Origin of the sequence: Prosthecobacter fluviatilis (genome assembly GCF_042655725.1) — a bacterium.
In the GTDB taxonomy this organism is placed as follows: domain Bacteria; phylum Verrucomicrobiota; class Verrucomicrobiia; order Verrucomicrobiales; family Verrucomicrobiaceae; genus Prosthecobacter; species Prosthecobacter fluviatilis.
Genome location: NZ_JBHSMQ010000003.1, coordinates 552915 through 577804, shown reverse-complemented (window position 1 = coordinate 577804; position 24890 = coordinate 552915). Strand labels below are relative to the sequence as shown.

At 61.7% G+C, this 24890-nt stretch carries 21 protein-coding genes; 8 read left to right on the top strand and 13 right to left on the bottom strand.

All coding sequences use genetic code 11. The features are described from left to right. Window positions 1–10: 10 nt before the first annotated feature. Window positions 11–1600, top strand: a complete 1590-nt coding sequence (locus ACFQDI_RS10980; RefSeq protein WP_377166411.1) for a reverse transcriptase domain-containing protein — start codon at window positions 11–13, stop codon at window positions 1598–1600. Here the strand turns inward: ACFQDI_RS10980 and ACFQDI_RS10975 are convergent. From ACFQDI_RS10975 to ACFQDI_RS10960, 4 genes are all read right to left on the bottom strand, one after another. After that, window positions 1566–2462, bottom strand: coding sequence for a hypothetical protein (locus tag ACFQDI_RS10975; RefSeq protein WP_377166409.1), 897 nt, complete (start codon window positions 2460–2462; stop codon window positions 1566–1568). The genes ACFQDI_RS10980 and ACFQDI_RS10975 overlap by 35 nt on opposite strands. Window positions 2463–2475: 13 nt before the next feature. Continuing rightward, window positions 2476–3804: a DUF1552 domain-containing protein gene (locus ACFQDI_RS10970; RefSeq protein WP_377166407.1), complete on the bottom strand. Its 1329-nt coding sequence runs from the start codon at window positions 3802–3804 to the stop codon at window positions 2476–2478. A 5-nt stretch (window positions 3805–3809) separates the two neighbouring features. Continuing rightward, the gene (locus ACFQDI_RS10965; protein ID WP_377166405.1) at window positions 3810–6398 is read right to left on the bottom strand and encodes a DUF1588 domain-containing protein; all 2589 of its coding nucleotides are present in this window, start codon (window positions 6396–6398) and stop codon (window positions 3810–3812) included. An 82-nt stretch (window positions 6399–6480) separates the two neighbouring features. Continuing rightward, a complete protein-coding gene (locus ACFQDI_RS10960; protein ID WP_377166403.1) occupies window positions 6481–7488 on the bottom strand; it encodes an SMP-30/gluconolactonase/LRE family protein in 1008 nt (335 codons plus the stop codon). Between the two features lie 89 nt (window positions 7489–7577). Here ACFQDI_RS10960 and ACFQDI_RS10955 point away from each other — a divergent pair, with 89 nt between their 5' ends. From ACFQDI_RS10955 to ACFQDI_RS10945, 3 genes are all read left to right on the top strand, one after another. Further along, on the top strand, window positions 7578–9056 hold the full coding sequence (locus tag ACFQDI_RS10955; RefSeq protein WP_377166401.1) for a glycoside hydrolase family 10-like protein: 1479 nt from the start codon (window positions 7578–7580) through the stop codon (window positions 9054–9056). Window positions 9057–9158: 102 nt separating this feature from the next. Further along, entirely contained in the window at window positions 9159–9749 is a 591-nt protein-coding gene (locus tag ACFQDI_RS10950) for a PAS domain-containing protein (protein WP_377166399.1), read from the top strand. Window positions 9750–9849: 100 nt separating this feature from the next. Next, the gene (locus ACFQDI_RS10945) at window positions 9850–10140 is read left to right on the top strand and encodes a hypothetical protein (protein WP_377166397.1); all 291 of its coding nucleotides are present in this window, start codon (window positions 9850–9852) and stop codon (window positions 10138–10140) included. On the opposite strand, the gene ACFQDI_RS10940 is transcribed toward ACFQDI_RS10945, so the two are convergent. The 4 genes from ACFQDI_RS10940 to ACFQDI_RS10925 form a co-directional block, all read right to left on the bottom strand. Beyond that, window positions 10141–10983, bottom strand: coding sequence for a serine hydrolase (locus tag ACFQDI_RS10940; RefSeq protein ID WP_377166395.1), 843 nt, complete (start codon window positions 10981–10983; stop codon window positions 10141–10143). Between the two features lie 109 nt (window positions 10984–11092). Then, window positions 11093–12049 carry an SRPBCC family protein gene (locus ACFQDI_RS10935; protein ID WP_377166393.1) on the bottom strand — a complete coding sequence of 319 codons (957 nt, stop codon included), beginning with the start codon at window positions 12047–12049 and terminating at the stop codon, window positions 11093–11095. A gap of 109 nt (window positions 12050–12158) precedes the next feature. After that, window positions 12159–13838, bottom strand: coding sequence for a 30S ribosomal protein S1 (gene rpsA / locus ACFQDI_RS10930; protein ID WP_377166391.1), 1680 nt, complete (start codon window positions 13836–13838; stop codon window positions 12159–12161). Window positions 13839–14028: 190 nt separating this feature from the next. Continuing rightward, complete coding sequence (locus ACFQDI_RS10925; RefSeq protein WP_377166389.1) at window positions 14029–14961, bottom strand: hypothetical protein; 933 nt, start codon at window positions 14959–14961, stop codon at window positions 14029–14031. Between the two features lie 3 nt (window positions 14962–14964). Between ACFQDI_RS10925 and ACFQDI_RS10920 the strand changes: the two genes are divergently transcribed. Then, window positions 14965–15180, top strand: coding sequence for a hypothetical protein (locus ACFQDI_RS10920; protein ID WP_377166387.1), 216 nt, complete (start codon window positions 14965–14967; stop codon window positions 15178–15180). 54 nt (window positions 15181–15234) lie between these two features. On the opposite strand, the gene ACFQDI_RS10915 is transcribed toward ACFQDI_RS10920, so the two are convergent. Next, on the bottom strand, window positions 15235–16833 hold the full coding sequence (locus tag ACFQDI_RS10915; protein WP_377166385.1) for a sensor histidine kinase: 1599 nt from the start codon (window positions 16831–16833) through the stop codon (window positions 15235–15237). A 133-nt stretch (window positions 16834–16966) separates the two neighbouring features. Between ACFQDI_RS10915 and ACFQDI_RS10910 the strand changes: the two genes are divergently transcribed. Then, a complete protein-coding gene (locus tag ACFQDI_RS10910; RefSeq protein WP_377166383.1) occupies window positions 16967–17599 on the top strand; it encodes an RNA polymerase sigma factor in 633 nt (210 codons plus the stop codon). 19 nt (window positions 17600–17618) lie between these two features. On the opposite strand, the gene ACFQDI_RS10905 is transcribed toward ACFQDI_RS10910, so the two are convergent. The 4 genes from ACFQDI_RS10905 to ACFQDI_RS10890 all read right to left on the bottom strand — a co-directional run bounded on the left by ACFQDI_RS10905 (window position 17619) and on the right by ACFQDI_RS10890 (window position 21201). After that, the gene (locus tag ACFQDI_RS10905; RefSeq protein WP_377166381.1) at window positions 17619–18668 is read right to left on the bottom strand and encodes an MlaD family protein; all 1050 of its coding nucleotides are present in this window, start codon (window positions 18666–18668) and stop codon (window positions 17619–17621) included. Between the two features lie 36 nt (window positions 18669–18704). After that, window positions 18705–19511 carry an ABC transporter ATP-binding protein gene (locus ACFQDI_RS10900; protein ID WP_377166379.1) on the bottom strand — a complete coding sequence of 269 codons (807 nt, stop codon included), beginning with the start codon at window positions 19509–19511 and terminating at the stop codon, window positions 18705–18707. Between the two features lie 3 nt (window positions 19512–19514). Continuing rightward, window positions 19515–20318, bottom strand: coding sequence for an MlaE family ABC transporter permease (locus ACFQDI_RS10895; protein WP_377166377.1), 804 nt, complete (start codon window positions 20316–20318; stop codon window positions 19515–19517). 133 nt (window positions 20319–20451) lie between these two features. Then, window positions 20452–21201 (bottom strand): hypothetical protein, encoded by a 750-nt coding sequence (locus ACFQDI_RS10890; protein WP_377166375.1) that lies wholly within the window; start codon window positions 21199–21201, stop codon window positions 20452–20454. 170 nt (window positions 21202–21371) lie between these two features. Here ACFQDI_RS10890 and ACFQDI_RS10885 point away from each other — a divergent pair, with 170 nt between their 5' ends. Next, window positions 21372–21812, top strand: a complete 441-nt coding sequence (locus tag ACFQDI_RS10885; RefSeq protein ID WP_377166373.1) for a 23S rRNA (pseudouridine(1915)-N(3))-methyltransferase RlmH — start codon at window positions 21372–21374, stop codon at window positions 21810–21812. Window positions 21813–21943: 131 nt separating this feature from the next. Continuing rightward, the gene (locus tag ACFQDI_RS10880) at window positions 21944–24883 is read left to right on the top strand and encodes a PAS domain S-box protein (protein ID WP_377166371.1); all 2940 of its coding nucleotides are present in this window, start codon (window positions 21944–21946) and stop codon (window positions 24881–24883) included. The last annotated feature ends 7 nt before the right edge of the window (window positions 24884–24890 follow it).

The window sequence follows — 24890 nt, the reverse complement described above, 5'->3', positions numbered from 1 at the left end:
CGCGCACAGCATGGGACTCCTCAGCTTCATCAGACGACTCCTTGGGCGTGATCAGCCCGGCCAGCCGCCGGCTCATCCCCGGCCTTCCACCAGCCCCCGGCACAACACTGTGCCGCAGGTGAGCGCCACTCCGCAGCCGGTCAAAAAGAAGACTCTGGCGCAGCTCGACTCAGACGTCTTTGCTGGCATTTCCACCGCTGAGACGAAGAAGCAGGCGAAGGCGATGGGGAGGCCTCTCTGGAGCAATCTTTTTGCCTTTGGCCGTCAAAGCGTGATCCCGCCCGCCACCGATGAGCGCACGCTCATGATCGACCGCGCCATGGTGGGCGAGGGGCTCATCACGCCAGAGGAGCTGGCGGAGATCCACGAAATCGGGCTGAAGATGGAGGAGCTGCGGCCGAGTTATGATGGCGTGCGCCATCAGGGCCAGGCCGCCGTCAATGCGGACAAGGCCGCCAAGGCTGAGCTGAAACGCCAGAAGAAGGCCGAATCCGCCGCACGCAGGGCGGAACGTGAGGCCGCCATCGTACAGCGTAGGGCCACCGACATCATCTTTCTGGGGCGCGGTGTCTCGGGAGGTCTGGCAGACCGCAGATCTCATGTGGAAAAACTTCAGGAGGCAAAGCTGCCGGTGCTCGCGACTCCGGCGGAACTCGCCGCTGCCCTGGAGCTTCCCATCAAGCGCCTGCGCTGGCTGGCTTTCCATGCCGAGGTGGCTGTGGTCACGCATTACATCCGGTTTCAGATTCCCAAGAAGAGCGGTGGCATGCGTGAGATCTCCACACCGCATGCGGATCTCGCGCGTGCGCAGCGCTGGATTTTGCAGAATATTCTGGAGCGTGTGCCTGTGAGCGGTGTGGCGCACGGCTTTGTGCGTGAGCGCGGCACGCTGACGAATGCACGCTCGCACACTGGCAAAGACGTGGTCTTGAATGCGGACCTGAAGGACTTCTTTCCCAGCATCACCTTTCCGCGCGTGCGGGGCATCTTTCAGCAGCTCGGATATTCGCCCGCAGTCTCCACCGTCCTCGCCCTTCTGTGCACGGAGTGCCCGCGCCGCACCGTGTCCTACGACGGGCAGACATTTCACGTAGCCACTGGTCCGCGCGCACTGCCGCAGGGAGCCTGCACCAGCCCGGCGCTGAGCAACCTGTGCGCACGCAAGCTGGACCTGCGCTTTGCTGCGCTGGCGGCCAGGCATGGCTGGACCTACACGCGCTACGCAGACGACCTCACCTTCTCCGCCCGGGGTGAGTCTGCGAAGGCAACCGCGCTGATTCTCAGCCGCCTGCACAACATCGTGAAGGACGAGCACTTTGAGGTCAACGAAGCCAAGACCCGCATCCAGCGACGCAACGCACAGCAGAGTGTCACCGGTGTGGTGGTGAATGACCGCTGCAACGTGGACCGCAAAACCCGCCGCCGTCTGCGCGCCATCCTGCATCAGGCGCAGAAGACCGGCATTGCCGCGCAGAACCGCATCGGGCATGACAACTTTGCGGGCTGGGTCAGCGGCATGCTGGGCTACGTGAAGATGATCAACCCGCAGCAGGGCATGAAGCTCTTCAAGGCCTGGGATTTGCTGGGCGGCCAGAAATGACGCGGTTCAACCACTCACGCGCTTTCTCCCTCGCCGGGCTTGGCCGCAGCGTCCAGGCGTCGTTGTGATTGAGGAAGCCGGTGCTGAGGAAGGTGAGGTCGGCGTCTGGCAGGAGAGGGCGGAGGTAGGATTCGGTTTCCTGGGCGTTGGAGCCTTCGCCGCAGATGAACTGGGGCCGTTTGCCAAGTCGTTGGAGACGGGTCAGGGCGGAGTTGCGGTCTGAGTTTGGATAGGGCCATTTGCGGACGCCGTCGTAGTGGCTGTAGGCCAGGAAGCCGCACCAGAGGCTGGCGGTTTCGTCGTCGTGGAGGCCGAGGTAGTTGCAGGCGATGGCTCCGCGCGAGAAGCCGCAGAGGAGGACTTTGGATGAATCGCCGCCGAAGTCGTGGCACACGGATTTCACGGCCTCGCGCAGGTGCTTCAATGTGGGCTGCGGATCGTAGGTGGGAGGCGTGCCCCACCAGGTGATGGCGATTTCATCGCCCTTGCCGTTCAAATAGGGTGCGCAGAGCCAGATGAAGCCTTTGCCGGCGGAGAGGCCGTAGCCGAGGTTGCTGCCTTCGGGCACGCCGGTGCTCACGTCGCCCTGCTTGCTCTTGAAGTTGCCGTTGCCTGCGAGCTCGACGATCACAGGCATTTTGGCGTCGGGTTTCCAGTCGGTGGGAAGATAAAGCACGTTGTAAACGCCCGTGCCTTTTTGGGAATCCAGCGTGAGCTTCACGCGTTTGCCGGGAGCGGGCGGACCATCGCTCAAGGTGGGCGCTTCGAGATCTGGCGGCACGCTGCGGATGTCCGGAAGCTCCTGCGCCTGCAGGCAGGGGCTGCCAAGCAGCAGGAGGGCGAGAGCGTGCGTGGCATTCATGGCGTGTGAGGCATCACACCAGCTCCAGGCCGCGCATGGTGCCGGTGCTGCTGGCGAAGGGGTTTTCTTCGAGGCCGAGACGTTCCAGCATGGAGGCGAAGAGGTTGGGCAGGGGGTAGTTGCGCTCGGTGTCGAAGACGAGGTGCTGGCCGTGTTTGAAACCGCCGCCGGCGAAGAGCACGGGGAGGTTGGTGGTGACGTGGGTGCTGGCGTTGCCGAGGTTGCTGCCGTAGAGGATCATGGAGCGGTCCAGCACGGTGGCGCCGCCTTCCTTGGTGGACTTGAGGCCGGTGAAAAGCTGGCCCAGCAGGCGCATGTGCTCGCGGTCGATGCTTTCGAGCTGCGCGAGCTTCTTGGGCGACTTGCCATGATGTGACAGGCTGTGGTAGCCGTCGCTGATCTCGGCACCCTCCACCTCGATGGTGGGGGAGTTCACGCTGTCCAGCATGAGGGTGATCATGCGGGTGCGGTCGGTCTCAAAGGCCAGGCGCGCCATGTCGTACATGAGGCGCGTTTTCTCCATGTAGTCCACCGGGCTGGCGGGGTCGGCGGGCTGCTTGGTTTTCACGGCGGGCTTGGGCTTGTGCTCCCACTCGCGGGATTTGCCGAGGCGCTGCTCCAGATCGCGCACGCCGGTAAAATATTGATCCAGCCGCTCGCGGTCATGCGCGCCGAGATCGCGTTCCAGGCTTTTGGCCTGTCCGGCCACGGCGTCCATGATGCTCTGCCCCAGCGCGAGGCGGCGCTCCTGCTCGGCGATCTCCTTGGGCGAGCCCTGCAGGAAGAGACGGCGGAAGACCTCGGAGGGTTTTTCCTCGCAGGGAATCAGCGCGCCGCTGCCCGTCCACGAGAGACTGCGGCTGCCCTGCGAAACATTGACGCCGAGTGTGAGCGAGGGAAAGCGCGTGAGATGGCCTATGCGCTCTGCCGCGAACTGATCAAAGGAGATGGTGTTGCGAAAGCCGCCGCTGCCCGGATGCGGCGCGGCGGTGAGGAAGCAGTTGTCCGCCGGATGGCCGCCATCCACGTCCGGATGCGAGACGCCGCTGAAGACGGTGAAGTCATTGCGGTGCGCCTTGAGCACCTCCAGGTAAGGCGAGAGCTGGTAGTCGCGCCCGGTGGAGGTCAGAGCAGGAAAGAACTTTTCCGGCAGCAGGCCGAGATTGTTGCACACACCGAGGAAGCGGCGCGGTGGCTCCTGCTTGGCAGCAGCACGGGAAAACGCGGGCTGCATGGCCTCCAGAAACGGCAGTGCCATGCCGATGCCGGAGGCGCGCAGGAACTGCCGGCGTGAAACACCACGCTGCGTGGAGATGAAAACCGAGGGGGTGGGGCTGCTCATGGGGATTACTTGCTTTGAAACAACGTGCTTTGCACGATCTGATGTATCAGGGATTTCACGCCATGGCCTTCAGCCTTGGTGGCGGCGAGCATCTGCTCGATGGCCGGGCGGTCGCCAAACTGAACGGGTGCGCCGGTGGCGTAGGTGACGAGCTGGCGCAGCAGATTGCGGGCGATTTGATCTTCATCGGCAAGCAGCAGCTGTTTGAGCTCGCGGATGTCCTTGAAGTTGCGGCCATCCGGCAGCGTGCCGCTGGCATCGACCGGCTGCGCGGGGTGGAAGGTGAAGGGCTGGCCGTTCTTGCCGTAGCCGGGAGGAGGAGTGCCGCCTTCGCCGAGGGCGCGGTAGTTGTCGCGCCAGCCGCCCATGACGTCGAAACTTTCCAGTGCAAATCCGGCGGGGTCGATCTTGGCGTGGCAGGCGGCGCAGGTCTCCAGCTTGCGATGCGCGGCGAGCTGCTCGCGAATGGTGTGGGCACCGCGTGTATCAGGCTCGATGGCAGGCACGCTGGCCGGTGGTGGAGGCGGGGGCTTGCCCAGCAGGCGCTCCATGATCCACGCACCGCGCTGCACGGGGCTGGTGGTGGTGCCGTTGGCGGTCACTTTGAGCACACTGGCCTGCGTCATGAGTCCGCCGCGCGGGCTGTCTTTGGGCAGGGAGATCCGCTGCAGCTTCACACCATCCACCGCAGGCAGGCCGTAGTGTGCGGCCAGGCGCTCATTGAGCATGGCAAAGTCTGAGGCGACGAGATGGCGTGCAGGCAGATTGTTTTTCAGCAGCTCGGCAAAGAAGAGCTGGGTCTCCTGGGTGGCGGACTCCACCAGCAGATCGTCCAGGTAGTAGTCGGGGTAGAGCGTGGCGTCGGGAGAGGTGGCGTTGGCTTTGCGCAGGTCCAGCCAGTAATCGAGGAAGGCGTCCACAAAGCGGCGCGCACGCGCATCGGCCAGCAGGCGCTCGGTTTGCGCGCGCAGCACCTCGGGCTTGCTCAGGTCGGCGGCACGCAGCTCGTCATCGGGAGCTGAGTTCCAGAGGAAGCAGGAGAGACGGGTGGCGACGGCGGCATTGTCCAGACGGCCGGGTTTTTCTTCGAGGCAGACAAACTTGGGCGAGCACAGCACGGCGGTGTAGCCGGCGATCATGGAGTCGGCAAAGTCGCTGCCTGCTTTGCGCGCGGCTTCGATGACGCGAAGAAACCGCTGCACCTCCTCATCGGCGAAGGGTTCGCGATAGGCGCGCTGCATGAAGCGGCGCAGCAGGCGCTCGGTATCGGCGGCATCTTTGGGGGTGACCTCCACCTTGGCGTTCTTGTCCTTGCGGCGGATGGGCAGGTCATCAAACAGCACGTGATGCCCGGCCATGGGCCAGCTTTCGAGGATGGGGCCCTGGACTTCCATCCACTGCATGGCCAGTCCGGGCTGGCCTTCGTGAGTGGCGAGGGGATTGTGAAACGCAGGAGGGCGTGAGCGGAAAAGGCGCACCGCGTCGTAGCGGATCAGCTCGCCCTTGAGCAGGTAGGTGTCGATCTCCTGCACGGTGGGGTCCGTGCCAAAGTCAAAGCTGCCGAGCAAACGGAGCTGACGCGGTGGCAGCTCGGAGTAGATCGTGACAGGCTCGGGGCGGCGGCCTTTGGAGACCACGTCCAGATTGGGCCGCCACCAGCTCTTGGCAGGTCCCGGCCCCACCCACACGGAGTAGCCGCTGAAGCGCAGCTTGTAGTGCCCGGACATGGGGGCTTTGAACACGGTGAACTTCAGCTCGATGGGCTCGTAGCTGCTGGCCACGGTGCCGATGGCCTCCTGCTCGCGCACCTTGGGGTCCTTGGCTCCGACGGTGGGCGGTGCGGTGCCTGCGCGGACGTCTGGCTGCGCCTGCGTGCCCAGTACGGGGAAGGTGGCGCGCTCAGGGCTGCGGTTGAACTCGCTGAACTTCATGCGCCGCACCAGCGAGGAGTCAGAGCGTGTGTAGTAGCGCTTGGTCTTTGACTCCGGGCGCGAGAGCTGCGAGGCCATGACCTCGCGCAGCGCGTAATCAGCGGCGCCGAGATAGCGCGCCATCTGCACGTGGGAGACATCCAGCGCGTCGCCGATCTTGTTGAAGCGGCTGGCCTCGCCGTCCTCCGGCAGCTTGTCCTTGATCTGCAGCCACGGGGCGGAAAGGAGATCGCGCAGGGTGTTTTCATACTCCAGACGGTTCATGCGCCGCCAGGTGGTGCGGCCTTCCTTGGTGGTGCGCTCCTGATCGGCGGCGGTCATGGGCTGCGCGAGGTCTTTGAGAAAGGCCGTCACCTCCTGCGGTGCAGTCTGGGTCTTCTTTTTCTTGGGTGGCATCTCGCCATCGCGCACACGATCATGCACCTTCACCCATTCCGCGAAGGGCTTGGGGTTCTTGAGGTCAAACTTCAGCGCGGTGAGGTCGAGGTTGCCCTTCTTAGTATCCGCGTCGTGGCACTCCACGCAGTACTGGTCCAGAAAGGCCTCCCGGCCTTTGTCAGCAGCCGAGGCGGGTGGTGCAGAGACAAGCGCCAGACACAGGCCAGCGGCCCGTGGCAGCAGCGGAGAATGGCGACACGAAAACAGACGAGAAACAAAAGGCATTGGGGGAATGTAGGAAACGTCCTGGATCCGCCAAAGTACCGCAAATTTGACGCGGGATCATCTGGTTCCTGCCCCCTCGGCCTCAGCGCAGCGGCACGCTCCAGAGATGGCTGCCGGAGGTGATGAAGAGCGTCTTGCCATCCTTGCCACCAAAGGCGCAGTTGCAGCATTCGTCCGGAGCCACGGGGATGAAGTCAAGCAGGCGGCCGGAGGGAGAGAGGATGTAGCAGCCTGCCTTGAAGCTGGTGTTTTCGAATTCGGTGGCCTTGTTCGTGCCGGCGGCGACGTAGATGCGGCCTGCGCTGTCCATCTTCATGCCATCGGGGCCACGGCCGTCTTTCCAGTCGAAGAGGACTTTGCGGGAGCCGGGCTTGACGTCGCCGTTTTTATCCAGCGTGTAGCGCAGGAGTTTGCGAGAACCGCCGTGGGTGTTGTTGTTGTTGTCGGCGATGTAGAGGTAGCGGTCGTCAGGGGAGATGAGGATGCCGTTGGGGCGTTCAGCATGATCGCAACGGATGCGGGTGACATTCGGGATGTCATAAGCATAGGCACATAGGCCATCCGGCAAATGAGCTTCCCGATTGATACGATAGATACCCTCGACGGGCAGCGGAGGTCTGTTCAACAGCGCTGTAAAAATGGTCTCTTCCAGGATCTCCATTCCCTCGCGAGATCCATATCGCGGATCCGTGAAGTAGATCCGCCCCTTGGAGTCCATGCAGAGGTCGTTCGGTGAATTGAAGCGCTTCCCTTCAAACCGGTCCGCCAGCACGGTGATGCTGCCATCTTTCTCCGTGCGTGTGACGCGGCGGTTTTTGGTTTCGCAGGCGACGAGGCGGCCTTCTTTGTCGAAGAGGAGGCCGTTGGAGGAGTTGTGGCGGAAGACGGTGGTTTTGCCGTCGGGGCCGAGGCGGTTGATGTGCTGGCCATCGGTGAAGTAGAGGGAGCCGTCTTTCCAGGCGGGGCCTTCCGTCGCGCCTATGGCTCCGTGGTCCTTGGGCTTGGCCCCAGGAACGATGGGCGAGCGCATGGAGGTGCAGGAGGTCAGGGCTAAGCCGAGCGCGAGGATGGGGAGGACAGGGTGGGACATGCGTGGTGGCTGGAATGATGCCGCAGGAATACGGCGGGTGGTGGAAAATTTCAGCGACACATCGTCGTAGCAGCGTTTTCTAACAGCACATGCGTTCAACCCTCCTGCTCACCCTCTTCCTGCTCTCCGCCGCCATACTGCATGCTCAGAGCGGCGTGAGCGTGCCGCCGCCTGCGCGTGAGCTGCGGGGATCGTGGATCGCGACGGTGCGGAATATTAACTGGCCCTCCGAGCCGGGCCTGCCGGTGGCCAAGCAGAAGGCCCAGCTCCTCACCCTCATCGACTCCGCAGCGAAGGTGGGGCTGAATGCGCTCATCTTTCAGGTGCGCCCCGCTGGCGATGCCATGTACGAGTCGAAGCTGGAGCCGTGGTCGCCGTTTCTCACGGGAGAGATGGGCAAATCCCCCGGCTGGGATCCGCTGGAGTTTGCGGTGACGGAGGCGCACAAGCGCGGCATGGAGCTGCATGCGTGGTTCAATCCCTTCCGCGCTCTGGCGGGCGAAAAGCACGCGCCGAGCGCTGACCACATCCGCCGCAGGCACCCGGAGTGGACGATGAAGTACAACATCGACTGGTGGATGGACCCCGGCGTGCCGGAGGTGCGGAAGCAGGCGGTGGACGTGATGCTGGATGTGACGCGCCGCTACGATGTGGATGGCATCCACATCGACGACTACTTTTACCCGTACCCCATCATGGACGCGGCGAAGAAGAAGGTCCCGTTTCCCGATGACGCCTCCTATGCGCGCTACCGTGCCACCGGCGGCACGCTGGAGCTCACGGCCTGGCGGCGGCAGAATGTGGACGAGGTGGTGCGCGCGACGTACGAAGGGATCAAGGGCATCAAGAGGTACGTGAAATTTGGCATCAGCCCCTTTGGCCTTTGGCGGCCCAACTACCCAGAAGGCACCGGCGGCGGGCTGGACCCGTATGAGGATCTGGGTGCGGACTCGCTCAAGTGGCTGCAGCAGGGCTGGGTGGACTACTTCACGCCGCAGCTTTATTGGACGATCGACCGGCCGAAGCTGGGCTTCATCACCTACTACGACTGGTGGCTGGAGCAGAACACGCAGGGCCGCCACATCTGGCCGGGGATGAACACCTCTAAAATCGGCGACGACCGCAATGCGGGCGAGATCCTGCACCAGATGAGTGTGCTGCGGGAGCGCGGGCTGAAGATGACACCCGGCCACTTTCACTGGAACTTTGGAGCGCTGCACAAGGACATTGGAAAGATCGGCACGTATGTGAAGCAGCGGGCCTACACCCCGCATGCCATCCCGCCGTCATCGCCATGGCTCAGCCAGACGCAGCTGCCTGCGCCCATCGTCGGCAAAACGGTGCCAGGTGGCAGGCTGACGGTGGAGTGGAAACACAGCGATGTGCGCTGGATGAGCGCCACTCGCTGGTGGGTGATGCAGGCGCAGATCGGCGGCAAATGGCTCACCTGGGAAACCTTTTTCAAAGACCAGCTCAGCGCCCCCTGGCCGGAGAATGCCACCGCTGTGGCCATTCGTGCAGGCGGCCTTGGCTGGGAAGTGGGAGAGGCGGGAGTCGTGCTCAAATGACGGGGCAAAACGAGCGCCTGACATGGGCAATGAAAGAAGGCGAAGTTTGAACGATTACTCAATATGAAAGTGTCGGAGCGAGGACCGACACAGCTATCCTGAATGGACATCCAATCTGCAGACCCAGCCCAACTTGCCCTGAGAGCGGTCAATCAAATTTCAGCCATGGTGGCCTACTGGGATGCAGAGCAGCGTTGCCTGTTCTCCAATGAGGCCTATCGCGAGTGGTTTGGAAAAAGTCCGGCGGAAATGCTGGGCATGTCCATGGAGGATCTTCTGGGGCCTTTGTATGCATTGAATCTTCCCTACATCCAGGGTGCGCTCCGTGGTGAGCCCCAGCAGTTCGAACGGCATATACCCCTTCCACAAGGCGGGGCCAAAGACAGCATCGCCACCTACACGCCGGATGTGGAGGGCGGAGTGGTGCGGGGATTCTGGGTGCACGTGGCCGATGTGACGCCTCTGCGCATGCGTGAGGCCCAGCTGGAACGTGCCATCACAGAAAGAGACGAGGCGCTGGCAGAAGTGCGCACCCTGCGTGGTCTGCTGCCCATCTGTGCTGCCTGCAAAAACATCCGCGATGGCAGCGGGGATTGGCATGGGCTTGAGGCCTATGTCTCGGCACACACGGAAGTCAGCTTCACGCATTCCCTCTGTCCTTCGTGCCTGCCCATCTACTTTCCCGAAAGCTGAATGATCGTGGAGAAAGCAGACTACAAACTAGCCTGCGTTCTGGAACCGCCGGAGGCCACATGCGGGTTGTCATCCCGCGTGCAGGCCGCATCTTGTCATCATGAGACCGAGGACATTTGAAATCCGGGGACTGCCCGCCATGCTGCTCATGGGCCTGCTGGCCGTGGGTGCGGTGGCCTTTCTCGCGCTCCTGCTCATGGTGGGAGCCGCCGTGGCTGTGGCCGGGCTGGCCATCTCCGCCGGTGCGGCGCTGTTTTACACCCTGCGGCGCAAGCTTACGTCTGGCACGAAACGCTCTCCCTGGCTGGAGCCTGCTCCTGTTTCTGCGCCTGCAACGAGTGCCCTGGAAGTGCGGGAGATCGAGGTGGAGGTGCTGCCGGGCAGAGAGTAGTCACGCGCAGTATTCCCAGAACAGGCCGCCCATCATGCAGCCGAGTTCATTGCGCGGGGCGAAGCCGCCGCGTGTGTAGAGGACGATGGCGTAGGGGGTGTTGCGGTGATAGAAGAAAAGGGATTCGTGGTCCCACTCGCCGTAGTTGCCCGTCTTGCCGCCGATGTAGGTGATGCTGGCGGGCATGACCCAGCGGCCGAGGCCGTACTGGTCGCGGCGCATCGCCTCCAGCAGCAGCTCGCAGCCGTAGTCGAGGCGGTAGTTCACGCAGCGCTCGTAAAACTCGGCGTAAAAGCGCGGTGACTGCGAGTTGTTGAGGATCTGCACATCTGGCAGGTGGTACTTCCGCTCAAAGTAGCGCTCGTCCGCAGATGTGAGACGGGCCATGAGGTAGTACCACGACTCGTTCCTGCTGAGGTCGCAGGCATAGACGACGTTTTGGAATTCCTCGCGAGTCAGGTGGCCGCGTCGTTTTTCCAGCAGCACTGCGGCCACGGCGGGCTTGGGCATCGAGCCGCCGACAAAGAGTTTGTCGGCCTGAAACTCCGCGAGGTATCGCCCGGTGGCCAGATTTTTGACCGCGTAGCCGATGCGGGGATCGCGCTTGTGAGTGCGGTACACGTACTCCATGCCGGAGGTAAAGGGGCGGCCATGCGCGCTGTGGGAGCGGAAACGCAGGCGTGCGCCGGAGGCGAGAAAGCGATTGTGGTACTCCCACTGTGCACGGTTTTTGCGGGCTGAGAAACCGAGTGCCGAGCCTGCCGGAGCCACGCACCCTGCAAGCGCCGCTGGCAATGCCAGCAGGCCACGCTGCAGCCAGCGGCGGCGTGTCTCTTGAGGCATCCACGTGGGTGACGGGCTCTCGGGTGGCATTCCGCCCCATTTTACCCCCTCATTTGGGGGTGTCAGAGGGAAAGTGTCAGAAGATTGTTACAGCATGGCAGGCAGCCTGTCAGCTCGCACGGGCTTCGCAGCGTTTGCGGATGACTTCCAGGATGGAGCCTTGGATCTGGTTCATGACCCACTCGCTCCACCATCCGGCATAGCTGTTGAAGCGTGTGGAGAGCCGGTGGGTGCTGCTGAGATGCAGAATGCAGGTGCCGTCACTGTGTGGCTCGATTTCATAGGTGCCATCGAGCACGTCGTAGAAACGACCGCCGACGATGATGTGGCGATCAAACGCCGTATGCGGGATGAAGTCGGGGTCGGCCTTGATGGTGAAGGAGAGCTTGTGCCGGGGCTCCCAGGTGGTGACGACTTCAAAGAACGATACATCGCGCTCAAAGGTGGCATGCCGGCGTCCGCCCACACCCTGTCTGTCGATCACAGCTGCGAGAGGCCGTGGGAAGCCGATGACATAAATCCATTGGGCGGGAAGCTCGCTTTTCTGAATGGCCGGCACTTGGTAGATCTGATCCCAGACCGTCTGTGGCGAGGCCTTGATGGTGACTGCATTCCGCATGACGCGTGTTTCATGCGGTGCCTGCCACATCTGCTTGATCGGGGAGACTGCATAAGGCAGCAGGACAAAAAAGGTCATTGAAAGCCTGCCGCGATCCGCCCTTTTCAAGATCAGGCTCATGATCAATCCTCCGACGAAAGCCATGAACATTAAAACCGGCGTAGCCACCACGACGCAGAGCAGCGCCTCCATCCACAGCAGCCAGCTGCACAAGCCGGGAAGGAACATGCTGAGCGCAGGGGCGAAATAGGCCCAGAAGTGGCTTGGCCTGTCGAGCTTGCAGCCCAGAAAGCACACCAGCGCCCCCACGCTGCAGGGCAGGGTGTAGATGAAGGAGACCGAGACGATCTGCAGCCACTCCAGCCGCCGGGAGGAGAAAGCAAGCCATGAGGCCAGCGCATGCGCCGAGACGATCAGGGCGATGATGAGAAGCGGGCGGCGGTTCACAGGCATGGTTTAAACTGCCGAGCCTGCCATACGTTCACCGGCACAAAAAAGAGGGCACCTCGCGGTGCCCTCTTCGTGGTTGATTGGATGTTGAGTCTCAGATCGCGGATTACTGGCCGCCTGGACGCCACTCTTCGGTGGCGAACTTGAAGGCCTGCTCCAGACCGACGAGGTCGGTGCTTGGGCGCAGAGCTTCGAAGGCCTGGCTTTCCTTCTGGATGTCGGCTTCGCTGTAGTTCATGGCCTTGATGGAAAGGCCGATGCGGCGCTCCACCTTGTCCACCTTGATGACGCGTGCTTCCACTTCGTCGCCAACGTTCAGCTTGTCCTTCACCTTCTCGATGCGGTCTTCGCTGATCTGGGAGATGTGCACCAGGCCGTCGATGTCGTCTTCCAGTTCGACGAAGGCGCCGAAGGAGGCGATCTTGGCCACGCGGCCCTTCACGACGTCGCCCACCTTGAAGCGAGTGTCGATGATGGACCATGGGTCGGTGTCCAGCTGCTTCATGCCGAGGCTGATGCGCTGGTTGGCCTTGTCGATGCCGAGAACGACGGCGTCCACTTCCTGGCCCTTCTTGAGGAGCTCGGAAGGATGGTTGATCTTGCGGGTCCAGCTGAGGTCGGAAACGTGGATCATGCCATCGATGCCTTCTTCCAGCTCCACAAACGCACCGTAAGCGGTGAGGTTGCGGACCGGACGCTTAAGCTGCGTGCCGATCGGGTAGCGGCTGTCGATGTCGTCCCAAGGATTGGTGTCCAGCTGACGGACGCCAAGGCTGATCTTGCGCTCTTCCTTGTTGATGCCAAGGACGGAAGCCTCGATCTCCTGACCGACGGTAAGAACGTCGGAAGGACGGGCGATGCGCTTGGTCCAGGAGAGCTCGGAGACGTGCACGAGGCCTTCGACGCCTTCTTCCACTTCGACGAATGCGCCGTAAGCCACCAGCTTGGTGACCTTGCCGCGCACGCGCTGGCCCACGGGGTAGCGGGCTTCGATGTTTTCCCAGGGGTTGTTCTGGAGCTGCTTGAGGCCGAGGGAGACACGCTCCTTCTCGCGGTTGACTTCGAGGATCTGGACCTCGATTTTCTGCCCAATTCCGAGCATTTCGGAAGGATGGTTGAGGCGGCCCCAGGACATGTCCGTGATGTGAAGCAGGCCGTCCATGCCGTTGAGATCGACGAACGCACCGAAGTCGGTGATGTTCTTGACGATACCGATGACTTTGTCGCCAGGGGTGACGCCGTCGAGGAACTTCTGGCGCTGTTCGGCGCGCTCTGCCTCGATGACTTCGCGGCGGGAAAGGACGATGTTTTTGCGTTCGTCGTTGATCTTGACGATCTTGAATTCGAACACCTTGCCGACGTACTCGTTGAGATCCTTCGGCGGGATGATGTCGATCTGGCTGCCGGGGAGGAAGGCTTCGACGCCGACGTTGACCATGAGGCCGCCTTTGACGACGCTCTTGATCTTGCCTTTGACGAGACCGCCGTCCTTGAAGACGTTGTAGATCTTTTCCCAGTTCTGACGGTGGGCTGCCTTCTCCTTGGAGAGGACGACCATGCCTTCGTCGTTTTCGAGGCGTTCGAGGAGGACTTCCACCTCATCGCCGACCTGGATGTCTTCATCTTCAAACTCGTTCGCCGGGATGGCTCCTTCGGACTTGTAGCCGATATCGACGAGGATGACCTGGGGTTTGATTTCGAGGATCTTGCCTTTGACGATGGATCCTTCGGAAAGCTCGCGGAAAGAACCTGCGATCAGGTCTGCGAGTGTCGCTGTTGCGCTCATTATCTGTTGTTTACGGGTTGCGAGTGTTTGGGTGGGAACCGCACGTGCACCTCCACTCCTGAGGCACCCGGCGGGCTTTCGTCCTGCAAAGCCAAAAGGCCTCCGGACAAGAGGGGCGGGAGTCTCGGAGAAGTTACGTGTTTGGCAAGGGGGAAAGTGGGGGAAATCAAAGGCCAGGCAGCCCCAAGGCTCAACGGGTGGCCGAGGAGACGGGCGTGCGCGTCTTGATGGATTGCACCGTGACCTCGGAACCGTAGGCCAGGATGCTGACCGGGCGGTCGATGCCGGCATAGTCCCCCTGATGCTCAAACCGCTGTTTGCCATCCACCGAGATGGTCTGGCGGTCTTTCGTCACGCTCCACCGGATCACGGCAAACTTTTTCTGGGGAAACTCCCCCATCATGGGGGTGTAAATCCGGTCTGCCGGACCGCCGTCGATGCGCAGCTCATCGGGCCTTCTTTCCCAGTTGAAAATGAGCTGGTCGGCCGCATAGCCGAGGCGGAGGTCGAGCTTCTCGATTTTGGCCACCACCTCGATTTCGACCGGCGGTTTGAAACTCATCACGGTGCTGATGGAGTCGCCCTTCTTGAGTACGATAGGGAAGTTTTTGGGCTTGGGGGTGACTTTTTTGGTCTGATCCTGCCATTCCCCATCCAGGACCCCGGGCTGCTCCGCATAGTCTTTGGCCAGCTGTCTTGCCTCCAGAGCCGCATCGGTCTTGCCTGCACGCACCATTTTGACCGCCAGAGCTTCGAGCTGCCGCACCAGTTCCTTCTGCAGCGGTTCCAGTTTGCGCTGCATGCTGGTGCGTAGCGCCTGAACGGCGTCCTGGTATTTTTTTCTCAGTGCGGCCATTTCCCGAAGTTTCGGCGGAAGCGCAGGCAGATCGCCTCCGGTGTTTGCCGCCACGGCCGACTTTTCCGCACGCAAGGCTTCTGCCTCCTCCAGCTTTCCCTTCAATGTGGCGTCCTGCTGGGCGCGATCCAGCGCCTGGGCGTAGTTTTGGTCCAGCTCCATCTGGGCTTTGGACAGCGGTGTCTGCACATCCTCTGTCACTCTGGTTTTATAGGCGAGCAGCAGAGACGCCAGCTCAGGGTCTGCGGGTGGCTGCTGGGCTTGCAAGCCATGAGAGCAGAGGGCGAGGGCGCAGGAAAGAACCCCAAACTTTCGGAAACCAAGGATCATGATGAAGATGAGCAGGTGGGAACGGATGGCGGGCTGTTTCTTATCAACCTCTGCAAAAAGCCTGAAGACAGCATGTTAGAGGAAGGCGAGGTTTTAAGTCAACTCGGTAAAAACATAAAGATATTACGTATCAATCATAAGATTGTGTTCCTATGACTGGATTGACACCGAAGGTCTCAGCCAAGCCGTGGGTGCCGGTCTTGTGATGCCTCAGACACCTTCTTGCACCGCCATCCGCACCTCAAAAACGGTTTCATCTTCTTTCGAGCTGACCAGCCTCAGCTCCGCGCCGTTTGCGCGGGCCAGTTCCATGGCGATGTTGAGCCCCAGGCCAAAGCCGTCTTTTTGCCGAGTGTGGGCTTTGTCGCCGCGGAAGAAGCGTTCGAAAAGGCGCTGCTGGTTTTCCGGCGGGATGGCGGGGCCGGTGTTGGCGACGCTGAAGATGATGTGGCCGTCCTGCTGGGACAGCTGCAGTGAGACGCGCCCCTCTGGGCGGTTGTACTTCACCGCGTTGCTCAGCAGGTTTTGAAACACCTGCCGCAGCAGGGCGCGGTCCGCATGGGCGATGATGCCGGGTGTGATGTCGTGTGCGAGGGCGAGCCCGGCCTGCTCGCAGAGGATTTCCCCGTCTTCAATGAGGCGCTCAAGGTCGGCGCTGAGATCGTAGCTTTCCGGGTGGGTGGGCAGCCGTCCGGCATCTGCCTGTGAGAGCAGCAGGAGGCTTTGCGTGATCTGTTTGAGGCGGGAGGCTTCCGCAAAGAGCGAGACAAAGCGCTCGTGCTCCGTGCTGCCCGGGGTGGAGTGGCGGACGGCATCATCGAGATCCGCCAGCATGATGGCGAGCGGGGTTTTCAGCTCGTGGGAGGCATCTGCGGTGAAGCGCACGGCCTGCTGAAAGCTGCCCTCCAGCCGCTGCATCATGCCGTTGAGGACATCGATGAGCTGGGCAAACTCACGGTTGTCATCCTTCTGCAGGGGGATGCGTTCGGCCAGATCGCTTGCCGTCAGGTGCTGGGCGGTGCTGACCACGCGCTCCAGCGGTCGCATGGCCTGCCGGGAGGTCCACAGCGCGCCGAGTCCTGCCAGCGCAAGTCCCAAGGTGCCTGCGCCAAAGTACCACCAGGCCATGCGGTTGATCTCCGCATAAAAATCCGTGAGCGAGAGGCCGATGAAGATGGTGTAGGTGGGGCTGCTGAAGGCGCCAAAGCGCCAGTCAATGCCGCCTGAGCGTGCGGTGAACGTCGTCGGCTCACGAACCATGGGCATCTGCGGGCGGAAGGGCAGTTCGCGTTCCGGGGGTGGTGGCCTGTGGAAGCCGGGTGTGCCGAGGAGATCGCCCAATTCATTTTCCCTGCGCGGTGGCGGTGGTTCGCGCCGCCGCACACCTGGCGGCCCAGGGCCTCCACCGGGTGGCGCGACCGGCGGTGCACGGCCTATCTCATCCTGAGTGGGGAAGCAGCTGCGGAAGTAGGCGTTGAGGTCTTTGGGGGCGTTGGGGGTGGAGAAGAGGGTCTGTCCTCGCTCATGCTCCTGCACCACGAGCACGGCATGAGTGGCGCTGCGGTCTCCCGAGGTGCCAAACACGAGGTCGGCGATCATTTTGAACTGCTCGTCGGTCGTGTATGGGTCGATGCGGTTCCATACGCGCTGGGCTGGGGCGATGATGCGATCGTCCACGCTACGCTCCAGGGTCTGGCTGGCATACCACCATGCAGCGGCGCCGAAGCCCGCCACCAGAGTGCCTGCGACGATCATCGTCTGCAGAGCCAGGCGGATGCGGAAGCTGCGGGTGTTGGCCGGGGCGCTCATGCCGTGAGGTGCATGAGCAGACTCTCACGCCGAGTGAGGCGGGACGCACGAAGATAAATGCCAATTAATGTCCGCCCGCAGGCGGGTGTCATGCGCGACGGCTCCAATGCATTCATCACAACCCCACACCGTCATGCACCTTGGAGAAGACCACGCCGCCAGCCACACCACGGATTCATCCGCCTGCAACGCAACCTCAATGCTCTACCGCCGGCACTGGCCGGTGCTCTGCGCCTTCGCACGCTCACGCGGCTGCGAAGTGCACGATGCCGAGGACGCCGTGCAGGAACTGTTTGCCAAGCTCGTCGCGCAGGGGCAGCACGAGCGCGCCGCTGCCATCGCCGATCATGGTGAGCAGGCCGCCTTTCTTTTTGCGCGTCTGCGCACGCACCTCATCAAGCGCTGGCAGCACCGCACGCGCCAGCGCCGTGGCGGCGGTGCCCTCTGCTTTTCATTGACCGATGAAAATGGCGGCGAGATTGACGTCGTGGATGCACGACCCACGCCGGACGGGGAGATGGACCGTGACTGGGCGAGAGGGGTCATCGAGCGTGCGCTGCATGCCTGCAGCCTTGAGCTTCACGCGCAGGGACGGGCCCAAGTGTGGGACTGCCTTGAGGAAAGCCTCGTCAAAGGCTGCCGTGCGGCACACCCTCAGAGCGGCGCGCTGCGCACGGCCCTGCACCGTGCGAAGCGGCGGCTGCGGGCGCTGATCCTGGCTGAATGCCGGGAGGATGAAAATGCGCTGCACGCCGTGCTGGCATGAGTGTGTGTGGCGGGGCAGATCAGCGGAAAATGCCGCGTTTCGGCGGTGATTCTTCGAGCTGCTTTTTGGCCTCTTCAGCGCGCAGCTTTTCCGCCGTGTCCTTGTACCACAGCGGGCCGTTGACTTTGAAGTTGTAGATCAAGTCACGAAAGTCGTTCATCAGACGCTGGTCGTGCATGAGCGCGCCGAGCAGGCCTTTGCCTGTGGATATGTGGTCGGCCGCGAGGGCGAAGCCGTTGGCGGCCTTTTTGATCGACTGCAGGGACTCATCGGCAGCGGTCATGACTTTGTCAGCCTTGGCGATGGCGGGGTCGAGCTTGTCAAACATGGGGCCGATTTTTTTGCTCGACTCCTCGATGTTTTTGGCCGCGTTTTTGAAGCTGGTGGCGGCGTCTTTGAGTTCGCCGAGGGCGGTCTTGAGGGTCTGTGCATTTTCATCTCCCAGCACCTTCTCGTCCACCCGCTTCAGGGTGTTGTTGAGGTGGTCCATGCCCTCTTTGAAATTCTGGATTGTGGCGTCGGAAAGCGCGTCCTTGTTGACCTTGCCCATGGAATCTTTGACGTCCTTGAGCGCTTCACGCACGTCATCGAGCACGACATCGACCTTTTTGCCGACCTTCTCGGCCTGGCTTTGCAGGTCGTTGAGCCCGCCGCCTTTTTCACCTTCGATGATCTTGTTGTAATCATGAGGCAGGAAGACATCCGTCTGCTTGCCGGTGGGCTTGATTTCGACCAGGGCATCGCCCATGAGACCAGCAGAGCCGATGGCAAAGGAGGCGTCTGCGGGGATCATGACATCCTTGAAGAGCTCCAGGTCGAGAATGACGCCTGTGAAAGTGTCGTTGAGCTGCGGTTTTTTGTCCACCTTGCCCACGCGTGAGCCGCCGAGAAAGACGGGTGAGCCTTCCTTGATGCCGGAGGCGTTTGGAAAGGCCACCTGGAGGTGATAGGTGTCCTTGAAGACTTCACGCACGCGCCCGAACATGAGGATGAGACCACCGAGGAGCAGCAGCCCGACGAACAGAAAGAGCCCGACGAGCATTTCGGTTTTTTTATCGCTGTCGATCATGAGATGAGAAGAGTGGGGGTGGAAAGAATGACGGGGTTAGCCGGTGATGTCTGAATGGCCGTTGATGAAATCCTGGACGACCTGGTCCGGGGAGTCGCGCAGCTCCTGCGGTGTGCCGAGGAAACGGATCTCTCCACGATAGAGCATGGCCACGCGGTTGGCGATCTTGAAGACGCTGCGCATGTCGTGGGTGACGATGATGGAGGTGATGTTGTAGCGGCGCTGCATGCGCAGGATCATCTGGTCGATGATGTCTGAGCCGATGGGGTCGAGGCCTGAGTTGGGCTCATCGTACAGGATGCACTCGCTGTGGTCGATGATGGCACGCGCGATGCCTGTGCGCTTGCGCATGCCGCCCGAAAGAGCGGTCGGGAATTTATGCCGGTGCTCATCCAGATCCACGGCCTGAAGGGCTGCACGCACGCGGCTGTCGATTTCGGCCCGGTCACGCACACCGTGCTCCAGAAGCGGGAAAGCCACGTTTTGCTCGACCGTGAGATTGTCAAAGAGTGCAGCGCCCTGGAAGAGCATGCTCACCTTCTTGCGAATGGGGGCCATTTCACGTTCCTTGAGGCGGTTCACATGCACGCCGTCCACGTAGATCTCTCCGCTGTCCGGCTTGATCAGGCCGATGATGTGCTTGAGGGTGACGGTCTTGCCCTCGCCGCTGGGGCCGATGATGCACAGAGTCTCACCATGCTGGAGGGTGAGGTTGATGTTCAGCAGCACCTGCTGGCTGCCAAAGCGCTTGCACACGTTTTTCAGTTCAATGAAAGCATGCTGGCTGCCGTTGGCGGAGGCAGGCGAGGAGGCTGGAGTCGTGCCGGTGGTTGGTTCAGCCATGACTTAGACAGTGCCGATGGGGAAGACGTAGTTGAGCAGGATGGAGAGGAAGAAATTGACGATGAGCAGCACGAGCGAGGAGATGACCACCGCGCGTGTGGTGCCTGCGCCGACGCCCACGGCTCCGTTTTCGGCGGACAGGCCCTGGTGGCATGAGATCAAGGTGATGAGCATGCCAAACACGAAGCCCTTGATCATGCCGATGCTGAGATCCTCCATGTTGGTGTGGTCCAGCATGTGGGTGAGATACCACGCGGAGGGCATGTCGTAGCCGAAGCTCGTCACCAGGTAGGAGGCAAAAAGTCCGAAGGAGATGCTCTCCGCCACCAGGAAGGGCATGGAGACCATCATCGCCAGGAAGCGTGGCAGCACGAGAAAATCCACCGGATGCACACCCATGACGCGCAGGGCGTCCACCTGCTCAGTCACTTTCATGGTGCCGATGTCAGCGGCCATCGCAGCACCCACACGGCCTGCCACCATCAGCCCTGCCAGCACCGGACCCAGCTCCCGGCACAGAGCCACGGAAACCACCGCGCCCACGGTGGTCTCAAAGCCGAAGTCCTTGAATTTGGCGTAGCTTTGGAAGGTGAACACAGCGCCCGTGAAGGCACCCGTCACAATCACCACCGCCTGTGAGCCGTAGCCGATGGCTACGATCTGCTGTGCCACGAGCCTGAGGCGCCACACCCTTGAACGAACAGCAATAGACAGCTCGCGCATCAGGTCGGCGAGCTGTCCAAGATAGACCAGAAAATGTAGAAAGGTGCGGCCGGGGAGAGTCAGCAGGCCTGAGGGTAGATCCATTAAGCTTTTATCATCGCATGTTGTGGCGTGAAGGCAAATCAACGGAGCCGTTGAAGATGAAAATGAAAAGCCCCGTCATGGATTTCTCCACAACGGGGCAAAGAGGGGCTGACGTTGCTGGCTGCCGAAGTGCTTACTGTGGTGGCACGCGGAAGAGCTTGCCGGTGTAAGGGCATTTGACTTCCATGCCCACAGGCAGGCCGGTGACGTCCACCAGCTGATGCTTGGCGGCGAACGGGCTGTTCACGAAACCAGGGCGGCCGGGGATGGACGTTCCGTAAGGAAGGTCGGCAGCTGGGGCGGGAGCTGTGGGAGCCACCGTCGGAGCGCTCGGGGCGGGCGTGGTCATGGCAGCCACATTGCTGTTGGCGGTCACAGGAGGTGTGGTGCGGGGGCGTTCAGGGGCTGCGGGAGCCTTTGGACGGGTGGTGGCAACATTGGTGGGCGCCACCGTCACGCTGCCAGGAACCAGGAAAGGACGCTGTGTGTAAGGGCAGACCACCTTGGAGCCCGCAGACATGCCGCGGACGTCTACCAGACGAGGCGGATTGGTGAAAGGAGTGCGGACATAGCCAGGAAGATCCGGCACGGCCTGCGCGACAGGCATCGTGGATGCATTCAGCATCGCAGGAGGAGGCGTGGCGGGGCGGTCTGGCCCCACGACCGGAGCTGGAGTCTGAACGGGAGTCGTGCTCTGAGCCAAGGCTGGCGAGCCGGAGGAAGATCCCAGAGGACGGCTTTCCTTGCCCATGTAGTAGGTGATGAGCCCACGAGTCTGAATCGCCTGCCAAGCCTCACGCGGAGGAACGGCACAAGAAGCCAGCATGACCGTCACAAGACTGGTTGCGACGAGATGAACCGAAGTATGAGATGCTTGAGACATAGGCTTGGCTAACGGTTAATTTTTTGAAGTGACATTCTCATTTTAACGATCTTTTTAAATTATGCAACAACAAGGACGGCAAGGGTACGCAACAAAATCTATCTTTATTAAAATGACAATAATATCATGCTAGCCTTGTATATCTTAATGAGATGTGCGCATTTGGAGTCATGCAATGGCGCATCATCACGGTTGGAAAGCCTGGGCACTCCTGGGTGAAAGAGGCTGTCGATCTCTACTGGAAGAGGCTTCAGCACTACAGCCATTTCGAGCATGTGATCATCAAGGAAGCTCCTCAGGAGAAGGTGGAAAAACAGATCGAGGCCGCATGCGGGAGTGATCTTTGCATCCTGCTGGATGAGCGCGGGCGTCAGTTGCGAAGCCTGGAAATGGCAAAGTGGATTGAGAATGAAGAGGTTTCTGGCCGCAAACGTGTCTGTCTGGTGATCGGCGGTGCGGATGGGCACTCGCCCCAGTTCCGTGCCAGATCCAGAGTGTGCTGGTCGCTTTCCACGCTCACCATGCAGCATGACATCGCCTGGGTGATGCTGATGGAGCAGATCTACCGTGCATACACGATCATTCGGGGGGAGCCCTATCACCGGGAATGATTTCGCATGAGGGGTGTTGAAATTTACGTCTCGGGTCATTAATTGCTGAACTGAGACGCAAATCTCCGTATTTTCGCCTTGCTGATAACTTGAGAGAACCTAAATTTCAAATTTTCTCAACTATCCACGACATGTCCTCCTCGGTCCTCAGAAACGTCATTCATCCCAAGGCGCAGACAGCGCCTCTGGAGAAAGGGCGTGAGGAGGTGGGAGATCAGCGCACGAGTGCACCTGTGAACCCAGATGCTCCCAGGCATGAGTCAGAGGACATGGAGCTGGTGCTGGGCGTCTTGGTGGAAAATGCGCCGGTTGCGATGGCCATGTTTGACCGTGGAATGCGCTACATGCTCGCCAACCGTCAGTGGATCAGCGAGTTCGGGCTTCAGCAGGTGCAGCCGCTCGTCGGCAAGAGTCAGTATGAAATTTTTCCTGGCCTGCATCCGGGCTGGAGGCAGGTGTACGAGCGTGCGCTGCAGGGACACATCGTGCGCAGCGAGCATGATTCTCTCAACGGCCCAGACGGCCGTCATCTGGTCTATCGCTGGGAAGTGCGGCCCTGGCGCAAAAAGCGTGATGCTGCCGTGGGCGGCCTGATGGTGACGTGTGAGAAATTCACTTCTCCGCAGTCTTCGGACGCAGAGACTGCCAAACCAACGGCTTCAACTGAGGAGCAGGAAAACTCCGTGCTGCAGGCCAAGACGCCTGATCCGCTGGACTGCTCCATCCCGATGCTGGTGCTGAATGTGGAGGGGGTCATCATGCGTGCGAATGTCGCTGCGGCGCATCTGACCCTGGACAAAGGCATCCAGGAGGGCGTGACTTGCTTCTGGGAAGTCTTTGCCGAAGGCCGTGACTACAGCGCGCTGCGCCAGCAGACACTGGATGCGCTCACGCGTGTGAGCATGGCGCAGAATGTTTCGCCGGGCTGCATCGTCACCCACCCGGACGCCTCTCCCTATTCTGCGGCGCCCTCGAGGTGGCTGGTGTCCGCACTGGCACACAAAGGTGAAGATGAGTCTTCCCGGCAGTACATGCTTATGGGCTTCTCGCCCCAGACGGCGATGGAGGGCATGCCACCTCCGCCTCCGCCCGCAGTTCTGGCACCTGCAGCCGTTGCCCCGCCAGCTGTGGTGGCCACGCCCCCGGTGGACGACGGCGTGCGCCAGCGCCTGGAGAATGAGCTCTCACGCGCAAAGCAGGAGCTGCGCACTCTCGCCGAGGCGCAGCAGGCCTTTGGCAGGCGCGAAGCGAGGCTGCGCAGCTATCTCGAAGGCATCCCCTGCGGGGTCTTTGTTCTGGATGAGCGCGGTGTTCCGGTGTTTCAAAACGAAGGTCTGGCCAAGCTGCTGGGGCGACCGCTCGAAGCCGACCAAACCGTCGAGAGCTGGCTGGCGCATGCCTGCCCTACCGAGGAGCATCGTGCGCAGGTCGTGCTGGCCTGGCGTGAGAGCGTCTGGCGGCGTCAGCTGACACGCACGGTGTCGCTGGCCACGGCGGATGGTCTGCTCAAGGAGCTGGAGTTTCATCCCATCGCGCTGCCCGGCGGCGGGCTGCTGGTCAGCATTCAGGACGCGACTGAGCACACGAGGCATGAGGAGCAGCTGCGCAGCATGGAGGCCAAGCTCCGCACGCTCATGCAGGGCAGCCCCGTTGCCATTGTCATGACCGACAAGGCCGGAGTCATCTTTGAAGTCAACGAGCATGCCGAAGAGCTGCTGGGACAGGCGAAGTCGGAGCTCCGCCGCTACCCGCTGGATGCCTGGCTGGATCCTGAGAGCGCTGCCGCAAGGCGTGATGCGCTGCGCTCGCTGCAAAGCAGCGGCCGCCAGGCCGAGGCTCTCGGAGTCCGCATCAAGCGCGTGGATGGCAGTTTCTCGCGCGCGATCCTGCACCTGGCCTCTGTTCCTGATCTGCAGGGTGAAGCACACTGCACCATTCATTACCTCCAGGATGTCTCCGAGCCTGCGGCTGCAGCCCACCCAGCGCTGAGGGCTCCTGCGGCAGCTTTCACCCAGGCACCTGCCGCCAGCCGAAGGCCGGCGAGCGTCGTGCTGCTCACCACGGATGCCAATGGCCGTGTGCGCACCTGGTCGGAGCATGCGCAAAAGCTTTTCGGCCTTGAGTCTGCTGCTGCGATCGGCCGGCCGCTACATCAGTTTTTCCGGCCTTCGGACGCCACCGGTTTCTTTGCGGATCTTGCCGAGCAGGCCTCGCGTCCGCACAGCGTGATGCCGCGTCCGATATTCGGCGGCAACGGCCGGTGCGGTGAAGCAAAAATCGGCGCACGCATCCTTGCAGATGGTGGTTTTGAGCTCTCCTCGCATGAAGCGGAAGCCACTGAAACACCTGCGGTGCCCTCAGTGCCTGCGGCGATGCTCAAGGCGGCTGTCCCGCTGGCCTTCCAGGTGGTGTCTCCCGCGCGCCAGCGCTGGCCGGTGGTCGATCTTGAGCGCGAGAAGCTTCTGCTCACCGAGACCCATCATCGCATCAAAAACCATCTCCAGATCATCTCCAGCCTGCTGAACATGCAGATCAACGGGGTGAGTGATCAGGATGCCCGCAATGCCCTGCGCTCCAGCCAGAACCGCGTGCGTGCCATCGCGGCGCTGCATCAGCACCTGTATCAGGTCGCGCTGGGGAAGGGGGACACCTTCAGCGATTTCTCGCACGATCTCGTCGCCCACCTGCGTGAATGCTACGAGGTGAAGCCGGATCAGATTCAGGTGCACCTGGAGGTGCAGGAAGGGCCCATTCAGCAGGAGTGGCTGATGCCGCTGGCACTCACGCTCAATGAGGCGCTCTCAAACTGCTTTGAGCACGCCTATCCGCATGGCCGGCAGGGGCGGGTCACGGCGGTGCTGAGCTACAGCCAGGGCGCGGGGGAGCTTGTCATCGGTGACGACGGCGTGGGCCTGCCCGCCGGGTTTCACCCCGGAGAGGGCAGCGGTCTCGGGCTCAAGATCCTTGCTGTGTTCGCAGATCAAATGCGGGGGCAGCTCTTCGTCAGGGGCAACCCCGACCAGGGCACCGAAATCAAGCTGCGCTTCCCACTGGCGTCGGCCGAGGGTTAAACCCTGT